At 44.6% G+C, this 19,061-nt stretch carries 20 protein-coding genes and 1 riboswitch; of the genes, 10 read left to right on the top strand and 10 right to left on the bottom strand.

Features of this window, described 5'->3' with window-relative positions; all coding sequences use genetic code 11:
* Positions 1-217: 217 nt before the first annotated feature.
* Positions 218-2,044 (top strand): potassium transporter KimA, encoded by a 1,827-nt coding sequence (gene kimA, locus AC3AQ9_RS11755; protein WP_488307678.1) that lies wholly within the window; start codon positions 218-220, stop codon positions 2,042-2,044.
* Positions 2,045-2,095: 51 nt separating this feature from the next.
* Here the strand turns inward: kimA and AC3AQ9_RS11750 are convergent, their stop codons facing one another.
* Positions 2,096-2,476, bottom strand: a complete 381-nt coding sequence (locus tag AC3AQ9_RS11750) for a MazG nucleotide pyrophosphohydrolase domain-containing protein (protein WP_488307677.1) — start codon at positions 2,474-2,476, stop codon at positions 2,096-2,098.
* A gap of 1 nt (position 2,477) precedes the next feature.
* Positions 2,478-2,981: an Lrp/AsnC family transcriptional regulator gene (locus tag AC3AQ9_RS11745; RefSeq protein WP_488307676.1), complete on the bottom strand. Its 504-nt coding sequence runs from the start codon at positions 2,979-2,981 to the stop codon at positions 2,478-2,480.
* A gap of 218 nt (positions 2,982-3,199) precedes the next feature.
* On the opposite strand from AC3AQ9_RS11745, the gene AC3AQ9_RS11740 reads away from it, so the two are divergent.
* Positions 3,200-4,126, top strand: coding sequence for a DMT family transporter (locus tag AC3AQ9_RS11740; protein ID WP_488307675.1), 927 nt, complete (start codon positions 3,200-3,202; stop codon positions 4,124-4,126).
* A 24-nt stretch (positions 4,127-4,150) separates the two neighbouring features.
* Here the strand turns inward: AC3AQ9_RS11740 and AC3AQ9_RS11735 are convergent, their stop codons facing one another.
* The 5 genes from AC3AQ9_RS11735 to AC3AQ9_RS11715 all read right to left on the bottom strand — a co-directional run bounded on the left by AC3AQ9_RS11735 (position 4,151) and on the right by AC3AQ9_RS11715 (position 8,868).
* A complete protein-coding gene (locus AC3AQ9_RS11735) occupies positions 4,151-4,885 on the bottom strand; it encodes an amino acid ABC transporter ATP-binding protein (protein WP_488307674.1) in 735 nt (244 codons plus the stop codon).
* A 35-nt stretch (positions 4,886-4,920) separates the two neighbouring features.
* On the bottom strand, positions 4,921-5,688 hold the full coding sequence (locus AC3AQ9_RS11730; RefSeq protein ID WP_488307673.1) for an amino acid ABC transporter permease: 768 nt from the start codon (positions 5,686-5,688) through the stop codon (positions 4,921-4,923).
* Positions 5,689-5,751: 63 nt separating this feature from the next.
* Complete coding sequence (locus AC3AQ9_RS11725; protein WP_488307672.1) at positions 5,752-6,594, bottom strand: transporter substrate-binding domain-containing protein; 843 nt, start codon at positions 6,592-6,594, stop codon at positions 5,752-5,754.
* 136 nt (positions 6,595-6,730) lie between these two features.
* Positions 6,731-6,914, bottom strand: a riboswitch (Lysine riboswitch).
* 114 nt (positions 6,915-7,028) lie between these two features.
* Entirely contained in the window at positions 7,029-8,114 is a 1,086-nt protein-coding gene (mnmH, locus tag AC3AQ9_RS11720; protein WP_488307671.1) for a tRNA 2-selenouridine(34) synthase MnmH, read from the bottom strand.
* Positions 8,115-8,304: 190 nt separating this feature from the next.
* Entirely contained in the window at positions 8,305-8,868 is a 564-nt protein-coding gene (locus AC3AQ9_RS11715) for a class I SAM-dependent methyltransferase (protein ID WP_488307670.1), read from the bottom strand.
* Between the two features lie 378 nt (positions 8,869-9,246).
* On the opposite strand from AC3AQ9_RS11715, the gene pgeF reads away from it, so the two are divergent.
* The 6 genes from pgeF to AC3AQ9_RS11685 all read left to right on the top strand — a co-directional run bounded on the left by pgeF (position 9,247) and on the right by AC3AQ9_RS11685 (position 14,059).
* Entirely contained in the window at positions 9,247-10,014 is a 768-nt protein-coding gene (pgeF, locus tag AC3AQ9_RS11710; protein ID WP_488307669.1) for a peptidoglycan editing factor PgeF, read from the top strand.
* 244 nt (positions 10,015-10,258) lie between these two features.
* Entirely contained in the window at positions 10,259-10,768 is a 510-nt protein-coding gene (locus tag AC3AQ9_RS11705) for a DUF4178 domain-containing protein (protein WP_488307668.1), read from the top strand.
* Between the two features lie 18 nt (positions 10,769-10,786).
* Positions 10,787-11,458, top strand: a complete 672-nt coding sequence (locus tag AC3AQ9_RS11700; RefSeq protein WP_488307667.1) for a PspA/IM30 family protein — start codon at positions 10,787-10,789, stop codon at positions 11,456-11,458.
* Positions 11,459-11,518: 60 nt separating this feature from the next.
* Positions 11,519-12,070, top strand: coding sequence for a DUF4247 domain-containing protein (locus AC3AQ9_RS11695; protein WP_488307666.1), 552 nt, complete (start codon positions 11,519-11,521; stop codon positions 12,068-12,070).
* 23 nt (positions 12,071-12,093) lie between these two features.
* Positions 12,094-12,489, top strand: coding sequence for a DUF350 domain-containing protein (locus AC3AQ9_RS11690; RefSeq protein ID WP_488307665.1), 396 nt, complete (start codon positions 12,094-12,096; stop codon positions 12,487-12,489).
* Between the two features lie 13 nt (positions 12,490-12,502).
* A complete protein-coding gene (locus AC3AQ9_RS11685; protein ID WP_488307664.1) occupies positions 12,503-14,059 on the top strand; it encodes a polyamine aminopropyltransferase in 1,557 nt (518 codons plus the stop codon).
* Positions 14,060-14,132: 73 nt separating this feature from the next.
* Here the strand turns inward: AC3AQ9_RS11685 and AC3AQ9_RS11680 are convergent, their stop codons facing one another.
* Positions 14,133-14,750, bottom strand: coding sequence for an HAD family hydrolase (locus AC3AQ9_RS11680; RefSeq protein WP_488307663.1), 618 nt, complete (start codon positions 14,748-14,750; stop codon positions 14,133-14,135).
* A 198-nt stretch (positions 14,751-14,948) separates the two neighbouring features.
* On the bottom strand, positions 14,949-15,704 hold the full coding sequence (locus tag AC3AQ9_RS11675) for a TerC family protein (protein ID WP_488307662.1): 756 nt from the start codon (positions 15,702-15,704) through the stop codon (positions 14,949-14,951).
* A 228-nt stretch (positions 15,705-15,932) separates the two neighbouring features.
* On the opposite strand from AC3AQ9_RS11675, the gene AC3AQ9_RS11670 reads away from it, so the two are divergent.
* Positions 15,933-16,805 (top strand): LysR family transcriptional regulator, encoded by an 873-nt coding sequence (locus AC3AQ9_RS11670; RefSeq protein ID WP_488307661.1) that lies wholly within the window; start codon positions 15,933-15,935, stop codon positions 16,803-16,805.
* 209 nt (positions 16,806-17,014) lie between these two features.
* The gene (locus tag AC3AQ9_RS11665) at positions 17,015-17,941 is read left to right on the top strand and encodes an AEC family transporter (protein ID WP_488307660.1); all 927 of its coding nucleotides are present in this window, start codon (positions 17,015-17,017) and stop codon (positions 17,939-17,941) included.
* A 29-nt stretch (positions 17,942-17,970) separates the two neighbouring features.
* On the opposite strand, the gene AC3AQ9_RS11660 is transcribed toward AC3AQ9_RS11665, so the two are convergent.
* Complete coding sequence (locus tag AC3AQ9_RS11660) at positions 17,971-18,909, bottom strand: Gfo/Idh/MocA family protein (protein ID WP_488307659.1); 939 nt, start codon at positions 18,907-18,909, stop codon at positions 17,971-17,973.
* Positions 18,910-19,061 lie beyond the last annotated feature (152 nt).

The raw sequence follows: 19,061 nt of genomic DNA, 5'->3' as shown, positions 1-19,061 counted from the left end.
AAGGACCCCCTTTATTCGGGAAGCTTTTTTGCATCAAAACAAGCGGATTGAGTAAAAGCAGGTCTTTTTATTATGCCTGCTTTTAACAGGAGGTATGTCCAGAAATCTTAAAGAGAGCCGGGATGCGGAGCATTTCATTAGAGCAGACAAGAATTTACCTGAAATCATAGAGTGTTTTTTATAAAAAAATCATTTTTGACTATGGAAGGTGCAAACAATGGTTTCTATGATAAAACGATTATTGATCGGCCGGCCGTTAAAAACAAATATGCTGGGCGAACAAAGACTCAATAAAAAGAAAGCCTTAGCTATTCTTTCTTCAGATGCTCTTTCTTCTGTAGCCTATGGACCTGAACAAATATTGATTGTCTTAATCACGGTAGGTGCGGTAGCGTTCTGGTATACTATTCCGATTGCCTGCGCAGTGTTGGTGCTTTTGACTGTGCTGATTTTATCTTATCGGCAAATCATTTTTGCCTATCCCCATGGCGGGGGCGCCTATATGGTGGCAAAAGAAAATTTAGGAATCAATCCCAGTCTGGTTGCCGGAGGCTCCTTGCTGGTTGATTATATTTTGACCGTATCGGTTAGTGTATCAGCTGGCACGGATGCCCTGACATCTGCTTTCCCCGGCCTCCATGGCCATAATATTGCAATTGCTGTGTCTTTTGTGGTCTTTCTCACGCTTTTGAACTTGCGGGGAGTCACAGAATCGGCTTCGATTTTGGCTTACCCTGTCTATTTATTCGTATTCGCCCTTTTTGTTTTGATCGGTGCCGGCATTTATCATATTCTGACCGGCACAGTGCCTTCTGATCTGCATCCGCAGCTTGGCACGCCTGTTGCGGGAATCAGTTTATTTATCCTGTTGCGTGCGTTTGCCTCAGGAAGTTCGGCGCTGACAGGAGTCGAAGCGATATCCAATGCGATACCCAACTTTAAAGAACCGGCTCCGGTCAATGCCGCTAAAACTTTGGCGGCGATGGGGATCCTGTTAGGCCTCTTGTTCACGGGAATCGTTTTCCTGGCCTATTACTATGGCATTTCGCCCCTTGCTGAAGTAACGGTGGTTTCCCAAATTGCCGAAGAAACATTCGGCCGGAACTTCCTATACTTTTTTGTCCAAGGGACCACGGCATTGATTTTGATTTTGGCAGCCAACACCGGCTATTCCGCTTTCCCTTTGCTGGCTGTCAATTTGGCAACAGATAAATTCATTCCAAGGATGTTTACTGTCAGAGGAGACCGGCTGGGCTATTCCAATGGCATTCTCATTCTCGGACTTGCCTCCATTTTGCTGATTGTGGCATTTGGCGGCCATACAGAACGGCTGATTCCGCTTTATGCGGTAGGGGTTTTCATCCCGTTTACCTTGTCGCAAACCGGCATGATGATAAAATGGATCCGTGAAAAACCGAAAGACTGGGAGACGAAGCTATTCATCAACTCGGCTGGTGCCTTGATCTGCTTTACAGTGACCATTATCTTTTTCTTAACGAAATTTACTCAAGTATGGTCCATTCTGGTTTTCCTGCCGGTGATCATTTATATTTTCCATCGCATCAAAAATCATTATAACGCGGTGGCCGATCAGCTCCGGATTTCGGCCCATGCTAAAGCCGTATCTGTTGAAGGCAACGTGATGATCATTCCGGTTGCGGGTATCACACAAGTCGTGGAAACTTCCATCGACTACGCCCGTTCGCTGTCAGTAGATCAAATAATTGCCGTTTATGTCGCTTTTGATAAAGAAGATGAAAAGAAATTTGAAGCCAAATGGAAGAAGTGGCAGCCCGATATCCGGCTCGCCACCTTATATTCTCCTTACCGGAGCATTATTCATCCATTGATGAAATTTTTGGATACCGTGGAGCACAAGGCCAATGAGTTGAATTACCGGGTGACCGTAGTGATTCCGCAGTTTATCCCTAAAAAGGGCTGGCAGAATATCCTTCATAACCAGTCAGGTTTTCTCATCCGCGCTGCTTTGCTGCTCCGGAAAAACCTGATTGTCATTACCGTGCCTTTCCACTTGAAAAAATAACAACGAGCAAAGCCCGTCTCATTTGACGGGCTTTGCTCGTTGTTTTATCAATTATTTTTTAGCTACTGCATCTTTATTCTGCCGATTCTTAACTTCCTCCATCTTTTCGTAAAAACTTTCCTCTAGGTTGATATCAAAGAAGTTCGCGAATTTCATGATATAAGCGAGGCAATCCGCCAGTTCTTTTCCGATATCCTCTTTGACCGCCTGTGATGCCAACCGGAACGCCGCTTCTTCTTCCATCCCGTTTTGTACATATTTATGGGTTAAATTGAAAGCTTTGCGCAATTCCTCAGCAACTTCGGCCACTTCTGTCGTCAATAGCATGTAGTTGTTCAGCAGCGAAGCCCGGTCCTCTTTGTAATTGCCGCCTTCAATACTCCAGCCCATTTCTTTTTGATACTGCTTGGCAAATTCCTGCAACTCCTTCATTTCACACCTCCATATCTTTATCGGTTGCACTTTCTCCTATCGGCAACACCGTCGAATATTTAACTTCCCGAAGCGCCAGATTCGTTTGGATTTTGGTCACGCCTAGACTGTTCAGTTTGCGGATAAATGTTTGCAGCTCGCTGCGGTTCCGGTTTGCGACTTTCAAAAGATAATCATACTCTCCCGTAATACATTGACATTCCAGCACTTCCGGCATTTTTTCCAGCGCATTTTCGAGCACATCCAATTCTTCGGCTTGATGAAGATTGGTGCTGATGAAAATAAAACACAATAAATCGAATCCAAGCTTTTCCTGGTTTAAGATGGCGACTTGCCGGCTGATGTATCCTTCGGTTTCCAGCCGTTTGATTCTTGCGTGGACCGCTGGAGATGACAAGTTCACACGCTTCGCTATTTCAGTGTTGCTTAAGTCTGCCTGCTTTTGCAAAATGTCTAAAATTTGGAGATCCGTTTGGTCCAGCACTTTGCTGACGATTGATTCCACTCTTTCTCCTCCTTTTAATTTTTCGAAAATCGCTTATCTTCCATAACCATTTTTGAATAAATTTAAGTATAACTTAAAATAACCTTAATTTATTTTAAATTTAATGAAAATAACAAAATAACAATTCGAATTATACTATAAAATGATAAAATTATTAATACACGATATAGAGATTTCATTATAATTGACTGTCATAATCTATCCGAAAGGAGCCGCCCATGCGCTATTATTATTATTTATTATTGCTGTTCACCAGTTTTTTATGGGCAGGAAACTTCGTCGTCGGGAAGTGGCTGGTTGGACATGCTTCTCCTATGACGTTGACCAGCCTGCGTTGGATCATTGCGGTCCTTTGCCTGATTCCACTGGTTTGGGTTACTGAGAAAAAAATCCTGCCCCCGCGTAAAGCCCTTCTTCCACTGGCGCTGATGGGCATAACCGGTGTTGTGCTGTTCAATATCCTGCAGTTCATCGCACTCGAAAATACTTCAGCTACGAATATCGGGCTGATTTCCACGTTGAATATGATTTCCATCACTGTTTTTTCAGCCATTCTCTTAAAGGAAAAAATTCGTCCGCTGCAGACAGCCGCTATGGGCCTTTCGCTGTTCGGTGTCATTTTGGTGCTGACTAAAGGAAATGCCGGCTTGCTGTTTTCCATGCAATTCAATAAAGGCGATCTGTATATGCTCGCTGCTGTAGCAATCTGGGGCATCTATTCAATCTGCAGCAAATGGGCGATGGCGTCCACTTCTCCCATGATGGCTACGTTGTATTCCGGAGTATTCGGTGTGGCTGCCTTATTGCCCTTTAGTATGGCCGATTTTTCCGTAACTAACATCAACGTCTCTTTTATCTATTCCATCTTATACACCGGTGTGATTTCCACAGTAGTATGTTTTGTCCTTTGGAACATAGGTGTCCAAAAACTTGGCGCTACCACTTCCGGGCTGTTTCTAAATTTCAACCCAATTTTTACGGCCGTTTTAGCATTCCTCATTCTGGACGAACAAATGACGAGGAGCCAATTGCTCGGAAGTGCCTTAGTAATCATGGGCTGCTATTTCTTCAGCTATTTTAAAACAAAAACTTTTTCTATCAAAAAGACTTCAGACATAGCAAACCCTCTGACAAAACAGGCATAGCCCGGCTAATCAGAGGGTTTGTTTTCATCGTAATGTACGTTTCAAGAACTCCCGTGTCCGTTCTTTTTGCGGCTGGTTGAAGATTTGTTCAGGCGGTCCTTCTTCGACAATGACGCCTTTATCCATAAACACGACCCGGTCGGCCACTTCTTTTGCAAACTCCATTTCATGTGTCACGATCAGCATTGTCAGACCGCTTTTGGCCAAGTCTTTCATTACTTTCAGCACTTCTCCGACCATTTCCGGATCAAGAGCAGACGTCGGTTCGTCAAACAGCATGACGTCGGGTTCCATTGACAATGCCCGTGCAATCGCCACGCGCTGTTTTTGTCCGCCCGAGAGCTGTTGGGCTTTGGCATTGATGTACTGGTCCATGCCGACAACATTCAAATATTTCAATGCCACTTTTTCCGCTTCGTCTTTCCGCCGTTTCATCACTTTTACTTGCCCAACCGTACAATTGTTCAGGACATTATGATTGTTGAACAAATTGAATTGCTGAAACACCATCCCAAGTTTTGTGCGGTAAGCATGAATGTCATGGCGATCGTCTAAAATATTTTCTCCATTATAGATGATTTTCCCGCCGCTTGGCTTTTCAAGCAGATTGATGCAGCGCAGAAGCGTCGATTTTCCGGATCCGGATGAACCGATGACACAGACCACCTCTCCTTTGTGCACGGAAAAATCGATGTCTTTTAGCACTTCATGCGTACCGAAGGATTTACTTAAATGCTGAATTTCAATTACTTTTTCCATAAGCTCTCCTCTTCCATGTTTGCTTATTTACCTGTCTATTCTTTGATTTTATGTGAAGTGTCTTCCGGGTTCACTACTTGCATCGGCAGTCCGCCAATCATGCTGTAGTTGCTCGGGCCTTCCATTTTTCTTTCAAGTCTGCGCAATAGGAGCGTGATGCTGTAAGTCATGATGAAGTAAAGAACGCAGGCGATAAAGAATGATTCGAAATAACGGAAATTATTTCCGGATACGGTTCTTGTCTGGAAGAACAATTCTGTTACCCCGATAACGCTCAACACCGCTGTATCTTTGATATTAATGACGAACTGGTTGCCGGTTGCCGGCAAAATATTGCGGATTACCTGTGGCAAAACGACGTTGATCATGGTCTGGAAATGGTTCATCCCGATGGCCTGTGCCGCTTCGAATTGCCCTTTATCGACGGAAATGATGCCGCCCCGGACGATTTCCGCCATATAGGCCCCGGTATTGATCGAGACGATGAATACAGCTGCGGTAAAGACATCCATGTCAATGCCAAAAGCCAGTGCAGATCCATAGAAAATGACCATCGCCTGTACAATCATCGGTGTTCCCCGGAAAAATTCGATATAGGCTGAAAGGAGTCCATTGATTATTTTTAAGATAATTTTCTTTATGCCCCGCTCCGGCATCGGAAAGGTGTGGATAATGCCGATAATCAATCCGATTGCGGCCCCGATCAAGGTTCCGACTACTGAAATCCATAATGTCATCACTGCTCCGCGCAGGAACATCGGCCAGTTATTGGTAAGTATAGTGATAATCCAGTCAACGCTCATAATTTTCCTCCTAAAAATAAGTAAAACCGGCTGCATGCACATGCAGCCGGCACCACCTGATCATTATTGGGCAGCTGGTTGATTTTGGATTGCAACATCCATGATTTCCTGGCGCTCTTCTTCAGAAATGCCAGCCAATGTTTCATTGATTTGTTCAGCTAATTCACTGCCTTTTTCAAGTCCGACTGCAATTGCTGTATCCTCTGGAGAGGTTTCAAAGCCATCTTCAAATTCCACCATGGCAAAATTCTCATTTGCAGCAGAAGCACTTACCGCTTCCGGCCGTTCCGACACATAGCCATCGATAACGCCGGATTCAAGCGCTACCCGCATAGCAGGGAAACTCTCCATCGCAGTCTCTTTCGAAACGCCTTCGATTTGGTCAATAACCGAATAATGGAATGTGTTTAGCTGTGCAGTTATTCTAGCTCCTTTGAAATCTGAAAGTGAAGTTGCCCCTTCGTATTCGCCGCCTTTTTTAACTACCATAACCAACTCAGACGTATAGTAATGGTCTGTAAAGTCAATAGTTGCTTTGCGCTCTTCTGTTGGAGACATACCGGCAACGATTGCATCAATTTTGCCAGAAGTCAGGGCTGGCACCAGGCCATCCCATTCCGTTTTTACAATTTCCAATTCCTTGCCCATATCTTCAGCAATTCTTTTGGCAATCTCCACATCATAACCGCCTGCATATTCAGCATTTCCTGAAATTTTCACTGCACCGTTGGAGTCATCTCCCTGTGTCCAGTTAAACGGCGCATAAGCTGCTTCCATTCCCACTTTGAATGTCTCAGATTCTTCTGATGACCCGCCGCTGCCTGCCCCTTCGTTTGATCCGCATCCTGACAATAGCAACATCGTTGACAGAAACATGGTTGAAAATAACGTCAGTTTTTTCTTCATAACTAAACTCTCCCCTTTTGTTTTTTGGCACCTTGATGGCAATTGAATATACAAAAGGGCAACTCTGCACAAAAAGACCTGAGGTAGACTCAGATCGCACTATACATAGTTGCCCTAAATCCTCTTCTTCGTCCCTGGATGAGATAGCACTTCGCAATAAATCGGGAAATCCATTGCGACAGTCCTGCAGCTATTAACTGCAGACCCAGCATGCAATAGTGAGAGCTATTGCACACTTCGGCGACCTTTCCTTCTCCTTAGAATCATCATTTTCTCGAACTCCTCTAAGGACCGTTAAACGTCGCGCCTCTACCTCACTGCAAAAAGTGTGAGGTCATATTCAATTCATGTTTTTCATAGTCTACATTGATAAATTTTATCTGTCAATCCTATTTTTATGGATGGATTCATGCAAAAAGTTCAGTGCGCTTATTTTATCGATTGAATCTATTCATCTGCTCGCTCGTACTTGCTGTTTCCCTCATTTGGAAAGGGCGTGGGATACTTTCTTTTACGGCTTGAATGGCTTCTTCAATATTGCGGACCACCAAGAACTTTTTCTGAGAATCCGGGTATTGGAGTCCTGTATGCTTGTATCGTGAATCGTAATAATGCTCCAGCAGCAGCTGAATGGCCGAAGCAAAATCGCCTGTTTCCAAATCTGATTCAATTTGCTTGGCGATGGGCATATGAATCCGCGATTTAATCCGCTGAAATGCTTCCATGCATTCTATCTTGTATTCCGAAGGACGATAATCTTCCAAAATTTCTTTCACTCGTTCTTCCATTGGCATATCAATGAACAAATGGGTGCTCCGGTTTTTCAAATCGCTTAAAAATGGTGGAATCACTACTTTTCCGATGCGGTGGCTTTCCGCTTCAAACAACACATAAGAAAAGTTCCACAGTTTTCTCAGCTGATGAACAAGAAGCGAATCAAAGACTTTCTGGTTATGCGGCTCCATCCCAATCTGGCCAAAAATAGACCCTTTATGATTGGCCATCCCTTCAAAATCAATGACGGGATAACCTTCGCCCTGCAGCGCTTTTAATATTCTTGTTTTTCCTGCTCCGGTTAAGCCATTCAAGACAAATGCTTGAGAAGGGGTTTCCTTTTGCTCCAGCTCGGCGACTACCCATTTCCGGTAAGCACGGATACCTTCTTCAAGGCGATGGACATGGACATTCATCAAGCTCAACAGAGTCGCTGTCGTTTTGCTGCGCATGCCTCCGCGCCAGCAAAATACCACCTTATCCCCTTCAACTTCTTTGAATGCCCGCACAAATTCCGGCAATTTTGCTGAAATGATTTCCAGCCCGCGTTCTTTTGCGGCTTCTACACTGACTTGTTTGTAAAGCGTTCCGATTTCCGCCCGTTCTGCATCATCAAAAAAAGGAATATTGATGCTTCCCGGTATAGTGAAGTTTTTATATTCAGATGGCGACCGGACATCAATGAGCACCATTTCTTCGTTTTCGATGACCGGAATCAGCTCTTCTACCCTAATATTACTAAACATTCTTTCTCCCCCAAAAAGCCTTGAAGCGGCTCTATAGTATGTCTCAAATTCCTCAAGTTTTATTTACAAGTATACACCCATTGAATCCATATATAAGCTTTCATGGCTTGATCAAATTAGCTTCCGCTCTTTTTGAGGAAAAGAAAAAAGCAAGCCTGATGGAGCAGGCTTGCCTTTTAATATGATTGGATTATTTAGTTGCTTCATATACCCGCATAGGAGGAAGGTTGCGCAGGAAGAATTTACCTTGGGCATTGGAAAAATAGTCCTGCAGGTAAACCATCAAATGTTCATCTTTTTGGAAAAAGGTTTGGTAAGGCAGAAACTTCCCTCCCTGCCTTAATACATGGCTTGTTCTTTTCACGATGTTTTCCCTGGTTTCTTCGTCCATCAACGAGAACGGGATGCCCGAAATCACATAATCCACTTTTTCAATCCCGTGCTGGTTGACGATCTCATGTACATTTTCCGCACTGTCGTGATGAACTTTCAAGCGCGGGTCCCGGGTGTTTTCTTTTAAGTATTCAACAAAATTATCATTGAGTTCAATCGCAATGATCATGGAATCCGGGGTTATGCGCTCGAGCAGGTAATTTGTAAATACACCTGTAGCAGGCCCGTATTCGACAATCACCACTTTTTTGCTCAAATCCATCTTTTCACACACTTCCCGTACACCCATTTTTGAAGTTGGCGTAATGGAGGCGATGTTCCGGTCCTTGATAAAGTTCTTCACGTATTCTTTTGTACTCATTTTTCTGGCCCCCTGTCCTTGATTGGTTTAGCTGTAAGCAAACTATTCACACAGAACACAGTAAAAAAATAAGAAACCTTCAATAACATGTTTTAACTTTATCCCACTTTAACAGCAAGCCAAGCTCTGAGTATATGAACCAACACTCTGTGGGAAGCCCGCTGCTTGAATCCAGTTTTTCTTTATTCTAAGATGCTATCTGGAAGGTTATTTTTATCATATACTTCCGGAAAACATAGGTCAATCTATCCCTTAGGGTTCTACCCGCTTGATGGAACAGTTTCCCATTAGAGTTTGCCGGCTATTTTTCATGCCTTCTTTCCAATACATTCCTATACAACCCTAAAGCGGTATTATATATTAAAGGAAGGTGATGACATGAAAACAACAATGTACATAGACAATGAAAAATTTATTGCCGGGATGACCATGAAAGATGCAGCCCAATTTGAAATGAACAATATGGCTCTTCACGTTTGCAATAACCCGGAGCAAATTATAGAAAACCGCAAAAAGCTGGCCACTTCCTTGGGACAGAAGCTGGAAGATTTCGTCTGTGCCAACCAAACGCATAGCGCGAATTTCCATCGTGTAACGGCTGCCGACAAAGGGCGCGGTGCCGTTCACCAGGATACGGCCATCGCAGATACCGATGCCTTGTACACATATGAGCCAAATCTGCTCTTAAGCAGCTTTTCCGCCGACTGCGTGCCGGTGCTATTCTATAATGAAAAGAACGGCTTGGTTGGCGCTGTCCATTCTGGCTGGCAAGGCACCATCAAAGAAATCACGCTGAAACTGTTCGAGCATTTAAAACAAGCGGAACAATGCAGCCCGGCAGATTTCCATGTCCAGCTCGGAGCGGCTCTCAGCCAGGAGAAATTCGAAGTGGATGAAGACGTCTATTTGAAATTCAAGAACCTTGGCTATGCGGATGACTTGATGTATTACAACGAAGCAACCAGAAAATACCATATCGATAATCAGCTTACTGTGAGAAAGCAATGTGAACTGGCCGGCATTCCGCCGGAGCAGATCAGAATCGACCGCACTTGCACATTTGAGAGTCCGGACGGCTTTTCCTATCGTCAAAATAAAAACAGCGGCCGGCATTTGAGTTTCATCATGAAAAAGCAGCTCGGATAAAGAAGTTTTAAAAGCTACAGCCCCTTTCCGTACAACCGGATTTGGCTGTAGCTTTTTTTATTCCAAGTAAGGTTCAACCGGGCTTAGCGCACTTCCATATGGGGTAAACAAAAACGAAATTAGTTTCAGTTTCATTGATTGCCCCAGCTGTCCGCTCCCGCTTTAATTTGCTGTAAGAATCTGTTATATTCAAAAAAATGAAACTTCTTTGTACAAAGCTCGTATTTTTAAAAGAGGTGAGAAGATGGGGTTTTTAAGCCGTTTATTTTATGGTACTGAAAAAAAGTCGCCGGAAGTGGAAAAACGGACGCTGCGCAACTTGCGGGTCAAGGATTTTGTCACTTATGACCTTGTCGATTACGAAGTGGCCGGCAAAATCCACTATAACGACAGCGGCTACACCTGGGATGCCTATCAGCTGGTATCTGCCGGCAAGAGCATTTGGCTCAGCGTAGAAATGGATGATGAACTTGAAGTCGGCATTTATGAAAAGTTCCGGATTCCGGGACTTGAGCCTGGAACAAAGCAGGTTACGCATGACGGCAAAACTTATTTTCTAGAAGAGCAAGGCAGAGCCTATGTAACGTCAGAAGGCCGCAGCCAAAATATCAACGGCGCAGAGATGGATTATTACGAATACGTGGATGAGTCAGGGGAGATCTTTTTATCCGTTGAAGTATGGGGCGGCGAAGTGGAAGTCAGCAAAGGATATGAAATTGAAGAATACGAAATCACCATTTTAGCGGGAAGCTAACCAATTGGAGGAGAGAATATGTTTCAATTTTTTAAACGCGTACAGACCTATGTAGAATCCGAACTGAATGCAGCACTTGATAAGGCGGAAGATCCGGTAAAAATGCTGGATCAATTTATGCGGGACATGGCACTCGATATCCGGGAAGCTGAAACAGCAGTTGCGAAACAGTTGGCCAATGAAAAGATTTTGAAAAAGAAATACGACGACGCCAGCAGCATGGTCGAAAAACGCCAGCAACAGGCGGTTGAAGCGGTTGAAGCCGGCAACGAAGACTTAGCGCGCCGCGCGCTTGAAGACAAGCAGAATCATGTGATCCAAGCCAATTCCATGAAAGAAGCCTACGAACGGGCAGCGAGCGACTCGACTGTGCTGCGCGAAAAACTGGCAGAAATGAAACGCGAGTATGAAGAAATGCAAATTAAGAAAGATTCGTTGAAAGCCCGTGCAGAATCAGCGAAAACACGGACTAAAATCAACCGCACAATGTCTTCTGTAGGAAGCGATGAATCACGCCAAGGTTTTGAGCGGATGGAAGAAAAAGTGATGCACCTGGAAGCCGAAGCCGAAACTTCGGAAGATTTACGGTCAGGCTCACGTAGCCTGGATGATGAGTTTGACGATTTAAAAAAAGGCAGCGCTGTGGACAATGAACTGGCGGCACTAAAAAAACAGCTTGGAAAAGAATAACGAACCGCGGTCTGCTCTTCTGCGGGCAGGCCGTTTCCGTTCATTTGGAGTGTTCAAATTATGAAAAATAGACGTTGGCTAACGGGCCTGGTGGCCGCAGTACTTTTCTTGTCAGCTTGCGGCAGCCTGTCGCTGGCAGAGGACTACGTAGAAGAAAATTATACGTTCGTAAATGCTGTGCAAAGTGACAGCGGCTCAAACAGCCGCGCCATGATGTACCGGTCCGATAAAGATTTGGCGGGCACTGTAGCAGAATTGAGTGAAGTGCAGGAACCCGAACAAGTGGGGGAAGAAATCGAAGGCCGGCAAGTTATGGTCTATAATGACGATTTCATTATTTTGACAGAAGATCCTGACAATCCAGGCTCTACGCTTGTGGAAGTGGCAGATGAGGAATTTGTCCGGAACCATTACAATCCCGGCTTTTTCTCCGGGATGCTGTTGGGGTCGCTTTTAAGCAACCGGTTCGGATCGGGTTGGAACCAGTCACAGGCAAGCCGCTGTGCACGCGGTGGATGCTATTCAGGCGGAGGCGGTTATAATTCCATTCCTTCGGCTACCACTGGCCGCGGCTCAACATTCCGTGGAGGCGGTCCAGGAGTCGGAAAATAAAACATAGCAAAGGAGCTTGAGTAGTGAATTCATTCTTACTGACTTTTTTATATTTCATTGCAGCGATTGCTGTGATTCTTGTGGGGCTAGTCATTTTTGAACTGCTGACAAGAAAGTATAAGGACTGGGAAGAAATCAAAACAAACAATTCGGCAGTCGCTTTGTCGATTGCCGGAAAAATTATCGGTACATGCATCATTCTTACCTTCTCTATCCTGCATAATGATACCATTATCGAAACGGTCGTCTGGGGGCTTTTCGGATTGCTTCTTCAGTTTATCGCTTATTTCCTATTCGAATTGCTGACTCCCCGCTTTTCAGTAGAAGTTCAGTTGAAAGACCGAAATACAGCTGTAGGCATCATTTCATTTGCCGTTTCAGTCGGATTGGCGTTCGTCATTGGCGCTTCTATTACATAAGGCGGTGTTATGAATGCTACTAGAACAAGAATCCGTCCGGCAAAGCCGGGCGATTTACTATGCATCCGGGATTGTTTCCATCTGTGGCATTATTTTTGAAGTTCTATTCGGAGCGCTCGGTTCATACATTTTAGGAGATGGAGTGAAGCAATACACACTCACCATCTCTCTTTTTTTAACCGGGATGGGCATTGGCGCATACCTCAGCGAGAAAATGACCCGGCATCTGATTGCATCGTTCATCTGGATTGAATACTCCATCGGCATTATCGGCGGCTTTTCCGCTATGCTGCTGTTCGGGGTTACGGCTTACCTGCCACCTGGCACCGGTTCGCTTTTTTTATACAGTGTGATTTTGATTGTCGGCTCCTTGACGGGAGTGGAACTGCCGATTTTGATCCGCAAAGCAAATGAAATCGGTGTGTCGCTGCAAAAAAGCGCAGCCAAAGTGCTGTTCTCCGATTATGCCGGCGGGCTTGTCGGCGGGCTGCTCTTTTTGTTTTTGCTGCGTCCGTATTTCGGACTAGTGAAAACCTCTTTCCTGGTGGCACTGATCAATGTAACGGTCGCACTTTGGATTGTGTTCCGCTTCAAGCACGAGCTGAAACGTTTTAAACTGCACGCATCTTTCGGCTTTTTGTTTTTAAGCATCTTAATTCTAGGGGCTCTTTTCGGAGAACAGGCTGCCTTCCATTTTGAGCAGCAGCTCTACAAAGATCCGGTGATCTTCTCCGAGCAGACCTCTTACCAGAAAATCATTTTAACGAAACAGCAAGGCGATACCCGGCTTTACTTAGATGGCCAGCTGCAATTCAGCTCCTCGGATGAACACCGCTACCATGAAATCCTGGTTCATCCGCCGATGGCTGCTGCAGCCCGGCATGACCGCGTATTGGTGCTTGGCGGTGGCGATGGGCTGGCGGTCCGTGAATTGCTGAAATATGAAGATTTGGGAAATGTAGACCTTGTCGACCTTGACCCGAAAATGACGGAAACTGCTCGGACCCATCATTTACTGACCGAACTCAATGAAGGTTCCCTCGACAATCCGAAAGTAAATGTGATCAACGAAGACGCTTTCCGCTTTTTAGAGGCTGCTGATGGTTTTTATGACGTCATCATCATCGACTTGCCCGACCCGAACAATGAATCGCTCAACAAGCTTTATACACTGGAATTTTACTCCCTTGCCCGCAATCATCTGCATCCGGATGGTGCCATGATGGTTCAGGCCACAAGCCCGGTGTTTGCGCCGCAAGTCTACTGGACGATCGATAAGACCATCCAGGCGACCGGCCTTCAGACGGAAAACCTGCACGCCGATATTCCAAGCTTTGGCGGCTGGGGCTACGTGCTGGCGTCCCGATCTGAAATACAGGCAGATAAGCTCCAAATCATCGGTGACACTGAGTACTTGACCACGGAGCTGCTGCCTGCCTTGACGGCATTCGGAAAAGATGAAGATGCCGTTATCGAAGACAGCAACGGTGATACGATTGCGCTTGAGCCCAATACGTTGATCCGGCCGAACTTGATAGAGGTTTACGAAAAGTCCTGGACTAATTATTGAGAAGGTTAAAAAGCTTTAATATCGTTACTGAAAATAAAAAAGAAGAGGAAGCTTTTCCTCTTCTTTCACTTTATTAAAAAATCTCCAGCAGATCATCGAATTTGTCGATGGCGTAGTCATAATCCTCTACTTCACCGAAGCCGTATTTGGCATAGACGAAAGGAATGCCGGCATCTTTTGCCGCTTTTCGGTCCCCTGCTGTATCCCCGACATAAACCGGGTCTTTTAAGCCGTTCCGCTCCATGATCAGTTTAATGTTTTCTCCTTTTGAAAGCCCCGTTCTCCCTGGGTTCTCGAAATCCTTAAAGTACTTTTCCAATTCATGATAGTCATAGAACGCTTCGATGTATCCTTCCTGGCAATTGCTGACAATATACAACTTGTATTTCTCAGACAAAGCCTTGAGGACATCTTCCAAGTTTTCATAGAGGGTGCCTCCACGCTCACTTATATAATCGCCTTCGATTTCCCCGCATGATTGAATGATTTCATTATGCATCTCTGCATTCAAATGCGGAAACAGCTTTTGCATGATTTCGTGCATCTGGAGCCCCATGGTTTCTTTCAGGTGCTGCTTGGTCAAGGTATGATCTATTTTATCATTCTGCTCAATCGCTTTGTTCCATGCCATGACTACGGTTTCTCTCGAATCCCATAGCGTTCCGTCCAAGTCAAAAATAATACTATCCATTAAATCCTCTCCTCTGAACTGATATGACTCCATTCTACTCTTTCCGGATAGGTAAACCAAACACTGTGCAGGATCCAAAGTTTTCGGAAAGTTATTGAGGTTATATTCTCTTAAAGCACATCTATTTCTTTCATACATTAAAAACTCCGAAATCCAGCTCTGTCATGGAATGCCGGTATTCGGAGTTTTTTATAAATTTTATGATTTCTTCTCTCTTTCTCTCAAGCCCAGCCAGGCACCAATCACAACAATTCCAACCAACACACTCCAGAAAGTAATTGTCCAAGCAAAAGAATGCGGGAAATCATGGGGCAGAACGTGAATTTTTTCGTGGGACAGCGTCATGACCAAAAGCTTCACTCCGACCCAGCCTACAACGATAAAAGCAGCTGTTTCAAGCTGCGGATAAGTTTCAAGCAGCTGAACAAATTTATGAGCTGCAAACCGCATGATAATGACACCAATCAATCCACCACTTAGCATGACCACAAAAGGTCCAGCGTTTATGCCCCCAATATTGGTATCACCCAGGTGCGGCAATGTCAGCGCCAATGCTACCGCAGCCAGCATGGAGTCGACCGCAAAGGCGATATCCGCCACTTCAATTTTGAAAACGGTGGCCCAAAAACCGGAACCTTTCTTTGCTTTCAATAAGGAATCACTGCCTTGTCCTTTCCGTTGGTCATAAATATGCTTGAAAGCGATAAATAATAAATAGGCGGCTCCTAGCGCCTGAATCTGCCAGACGCCCACCAGCAGCGTTATCATGAACAACGCAGCAAAACGAAACACAAATGCTGCCGCCAGTCCGTAAAACAACGCTTTTTTCTTTTGTTCCCCCGGCAAATGCTTGACCATCACGGCCATGACCACAGCATTATCCGCAGCCAGAATCCCCTCCAGTCCAACCAGAACCAGCATGACCCAGGCATATTCCAATAAGATTGCTCCCATTATTTTTCCTCCCAACAGGCTGGACATCGATTGAGGTGGCCTTTTGCCACTAGAGAACCTTTTTTCTATAGTATACTAAGGTACGGAGAAGATAACTAAATTTTTCGTCATTTTACAAAAAAACTGCCTAAGCATTAGTAAAATTAGCTTCTCCTCTCTTTTTTCCGGCTTGATGTGGTAATGTTTCGGTATAGGATTTGCAGTGATTATGAATAAGGGGAAGAAGCAATGAACGAACGTGATTGGCTTATCTTAAAGGTGCTTTTTGAAAAAAAGAACATCACAAAAACAGCTGAAAGTTTATATATTTCTCAGCCTTCTATAACCAAAAGGATTCAGCAAATAGAACAGGAATACGGGCGGACCCTTGTCGTCCGCGGTACAAAAGGCGTTCAGTTTACTCCTGAAGGAGAATATTTGGCTAAATGCGCAGATGAAATGCTCGAGCGCCTCTACCAGATCAAAGACCAGGTCCTGAATATGAATGAGGAAGTCAGCGGCACTTTACGGCTGGGCGTTTCAAATTATATAACCCGCCATAAACTGCCGGCCCTGCTCAAGCTTTTTGGGGAACAATTCCCGAAAGTGAATTATAAAGTGAGCACGGGCTGGAGCCGGGATGTGTTCAATCTTGCTTATAATCAGGAAGTCCATGTTGGAATTGTCCGCGGTGACTACAATTGGCCTGGACCGAAGCATCTTTTATTTGAAGAAAATCTCTGTATCGTTTCCAAAGAAAAAATAGGGCTGCACGATTTGCCTTCCATGCCGAGAATCGACTATGAAACAGACAGCCTGTTGAAGACGATGATTGATAATTGGTGGACCGGAACTTTTTCTCAGCCGCCTTTGCTTGGAATGGAAGTGGACAAGGCGGATACCTGCAAAGAAATGGTGTTGAATGGTTTGGGATATGGCATTCTCCCAAGTGTCCTTGTTGAAAATCATGAAGGCCTCCATCAAATTAACTTGGAGGATGAAACCGGCAATCCTCTGGTCAGAAGAACCTGGCTGCTTTACCGCGAAGAAGCTCTCCAGTCGAAAGCGGCTAAGGAGTTTGTACAATTTGTGCGCAAGATAGATTTTAAAAATCAGCTATAAAAAGAGCATGGATTCGTTTGCCACGCTCTTTTTTTTGCTGGATATTTTTCTTTTTCAATCTCCTGCCATTCTTTTTTTATATGACTGTCCATCTACTATCGGTATTTTAACTGACTCTCTAATGGGCTTATGATGAATTAGTAAGCTATTAAGAATGAGTCATAAAGCCAAGAGTTTTGATGACCGGTTTTGAATGGAGAGAAGCGCATATGGAGGTTTTGTTGCTCATTATCATGAACGTCATTTTGCCGGTCTTTTTGCTGATCGGTGCAGGTGCTATTCTTCATATCAAGTACTCATTGGACATGAATACATTAGCTAAATTAAATACTTATCTTCTCATGCCGGCTCTGAGCTTTGTCAATATTTATAAAAATGACATGCAGGCAGATACCCTTTTTCACGTCCTAAGTTTTCTTATCCTTCAAAGCCTTTGTTTGATGGCATTGAGTTCAGGAATAGCGAGAACCGCTAAATTTGACAGCAGTCTTTCTGCCACCTTCAAGAACAGTGTGGTGCTCGTCAACTCTGGGAACTTCGGCTTGCCAATCAGCCAGCTGGTTTTCCACCAGAATCCCTTAGGGTTATCCATTCAAATTATCGTCCTGATTTTCCAGAACCTGCTTACCTATACATATGGCTTGTATAACTCCGTCTCAGTTAATAGCAGAGGGTTGCAGGCAATGAAGGTTTTTCTGAAAAACCCGGTCATCTACGCTTTTTTAGCGGGACTTCTTTGCCACGCTTTGTCCATTCAGATTCCCGGTTTTATCTGGACGCCTATCGAAAATACATCCAACGCTTTTTTGGCGGTAGCCTTAATCACACTTGGCGCACAAAGCGCATCGCTCAAACTGATCCGATTTTCTTTGCCTTTGGTTTTAAGCCTTGTTGGCCGCCTGATTCTTTCTCCCATTATCGCCATCACGGTGATTCTTGTTTTGGGCCTGGAAGGGACTACAGCTCAGGCTCTATTTATCGCCAGCTCTTTTCCAACTTCCAGAAACAGTTCCCTGTTCGCCCTGGAATATGGAAACCATCCGGATTACGCTGCGCAAGTAGTATTGATGTCCACTGTCTTCAGCATGGCAACGGTCACCACCGTCGTCTATTCAGCCAAACTGCTGTTTCCTTAACTCTTATTTGAGCGTTTCTACCCTCATCTTTATGTAAGCACTTTGATGACTTGCCGGGATATTTCATGGGTGTTGATGGCGGATTCAATTTGCCCATTTTTCGCACTATCCATGAATTCCTTCAACTCGTAATACATTGTGTCAAATTCCTGAGGCACAGAAAGATCTTCGGTCCGCCCGCCCCGATATTTGATGAGCACTTGTTTGGGGTCACTGATCTTATCAATTTCGATGACGCCTTCTTCGCCTTGAATTTCACATGGCACATACGAATCGGTGATTTTCGAATACATGACGACCGCTTCAAATTGTTTGTAATTCAGGATCATACTCCCTTGCCCATCGGCTCCGGTAGATAAAGAATAGCTATTCTTCAGGACCCTTTTCGGCTCACCTGCGAGGTGGATGAGCGGCGCGATGCAGTAAACGCCCAAGTCCATTTTTGCGCCATTTCCAAGCTCTGGCTTGAAAGCATTTTCGATGACGCCTTCTTTGTATTTGTCATAGCGGGAAGAATATTGATTGAAATGGAAGACAAAACGCCGGATTTGGCCAATCTTATCCAAATTCATTTTCAGGTTTAGAAAAGTGGGGGTGACTGTCGATTTCATTGCCTCCATATACATCGTTTGATGCTTTCGCGAAGCCTCGATGATCCGGTCCATTTCAGCCACGGAAGTGACCGCAGGTTTTTCACAGAGAACGTGAATGCCATTTTCCATTGCTAATACACTTTGTTCCACGTGGAACGTATTAGGTGATGCGATGTATACCGCATCGATGTCTCCGCTTTGGAACATTCCTGCCATATCCGTATAGACTGCCGCCACTCCATATTTCTCAGCAAACTCCCTGCCCCGCTCTGCTGTTCTTGAGTAGACAGCGCCGATACTAAACTCCGGCAAATCTCTCGCAGCTTTGACCAGCCGGTCGGTGATCCAGTTTGTCCCGATAATTCCAAACCTCATAGTGTACCCTCTCCTTCTCGGTTGTGCTGACTGTATTTTTCTTTAAATATACTTATACATTGGCCTAAGAACAAATAGAGTGAGACATAGTTTATTGCTCTACTTCCTGTAATATTAGGATACCAAAACATTCTTAACAAATAGACAAAAGG

The sequence above is a fragment of the Planococcus sp. VCh962 genome, assembly GCF_057748275.1.
This window is presented reverse-complemented; position numbering and strand designations above follow the sequence as displayed.

What these genes read in the sequence shown, in the direction of transcription:
- AC3AQ9_RS11675 (WP_488307662.1), bottom strand. Translation starts at nt 15,704, where the DNA reads ATGGGAGCAATCTTATTGGAATATGCCTGGGTCATGCTGGTTCTGGTT.
- AC3AQ9_RS11695 (WP_488307666.1), top strand. Translation starts at nt 11,519, where the DNA reads ATGAAAAATAGACGTTGGCTAACGGGCCTGGTGGCCGCAGTACTTTTC.
- AC3AQ9_RS11735 (WP_488307674.1), bottom strand. Translation starts at nt 4,885, where the DNA reads ATGGAAAAAGTAATTGAAATTCAGCATTTAAGTAAATCCTTCGGTACG.
- AC3AQ9_RS11730 (WP_488307673.1), bottom strand. Translation starts at nt 5,688, where the DNA reads ATGAGCGTTGACTGGATTATCACTATACTTACCAATAACTGGCCGATG.
- AC3AQ9_RS11685 (WP_488307664.1), top strand. Translation starts at nt 12,503, where the DNA reads ATGCTACTAGAACAAGAATCCGTCCGGCAAAGCCGGGCGATTTACTAT.
- AC3AQ9_RS11740 (WP_488307675.1), top strand. Translation starts at nt 3,200, where the DNA reads ATGCGCTATTATTATTATTTATTATTGCTGTTCACCAGTTTTTTATGG.
- AC3AQ9_RS11700 (WP_488307667.1), top strand. Translation starts at nt 10,787, where the DNA reads ATGTTTCAATTTTTTAAACGCGTACAGACCTATGTAGAATCCGAACTG.
- AC3AQ9_RS11670 (WP_488307661.1), top strand. Translation starts at nt 15,933, where the DNA reads ATGAACGAACGTGATTGGCTTATCTTAAAGGTGCTTTTTGAAAAAAAG.
- mnmH (WP_488307671.1), bottom strand. Translation starts at nt 8,114, where the DNA reads ATGTTTAGTAATATTAGGGTAGAAGAGCTGATTCCGGTCATCGAAAAC.
- AC3AQ9_RS11680 (WP_488307663.1), bottom strand. Translation starts at nt 14,750, where the DNA reads ATGGATAGTATTATTTTTGACTTGGACGGAACGCTATGGGATTCGAGA.
- AC3AQ9_RS11750 (WP_488307677.1), bottom strand. Translation starts at nt 2,476, where the DNA reads ATGAAGGAGTTGCAGGAATTTGCCAAGCAGTATCAAAAAGAAATGGGC.
- kimA (WP_488307678.1), top strand. Translation starts at nt 218, where the DNA reads ATGGTTTCTATGATAAAACGATTATTGATCGGCCGGCCGTTAAAAACA.
- pgeF (WP_488307669.1), top strand. Translation starts at nt 9,247, where the DNA reads ATGAAAACAACAATGTACATAGACAATGAAAAATTTATTGCCGGGATG.
- AC3AQ9_RS11665 (WP_488307660.1), top strand. Translation starts at nt 17,015, where the DNA reads ATGGAGGTTTTGTTGCTCATTATCATGAACGTCATTTTGCCGGTCTTT.
- AC3AQ9_RS11725 (WP_488307672.1), bottom strand. Translation starts at nt 6,594, where the DNA reads ATGAAGAAAAAACTGACGTTATTTTCAACCATGTTTCTGTCAACGATG.
- AC3AQ9_RS11660 (WP_488307659.1), bottom strand. Translation starts at nt 18,909, where the DNA reads ATGAGGTTTGGAATTATCGGGACAAACTGGATCACCGACCGGCTGGTC.
- AC3AQ9_RS11715 (WP_488307670.1), bottom strand. Translation starts at nt 8,868, where the DNA reads ATGAGTACAAAAGAATACGTGAAGAACTTTATCAAGGACCGGAACATC.
- AC3AQ9_RS11705 (WP_488307668.1), top strand. Translation starts at nt 10,259, where the DNA reads ATGGGGTTTTTAAGCCGTTTATTTTATGGTACTGAAAAAAAGTCGCCG.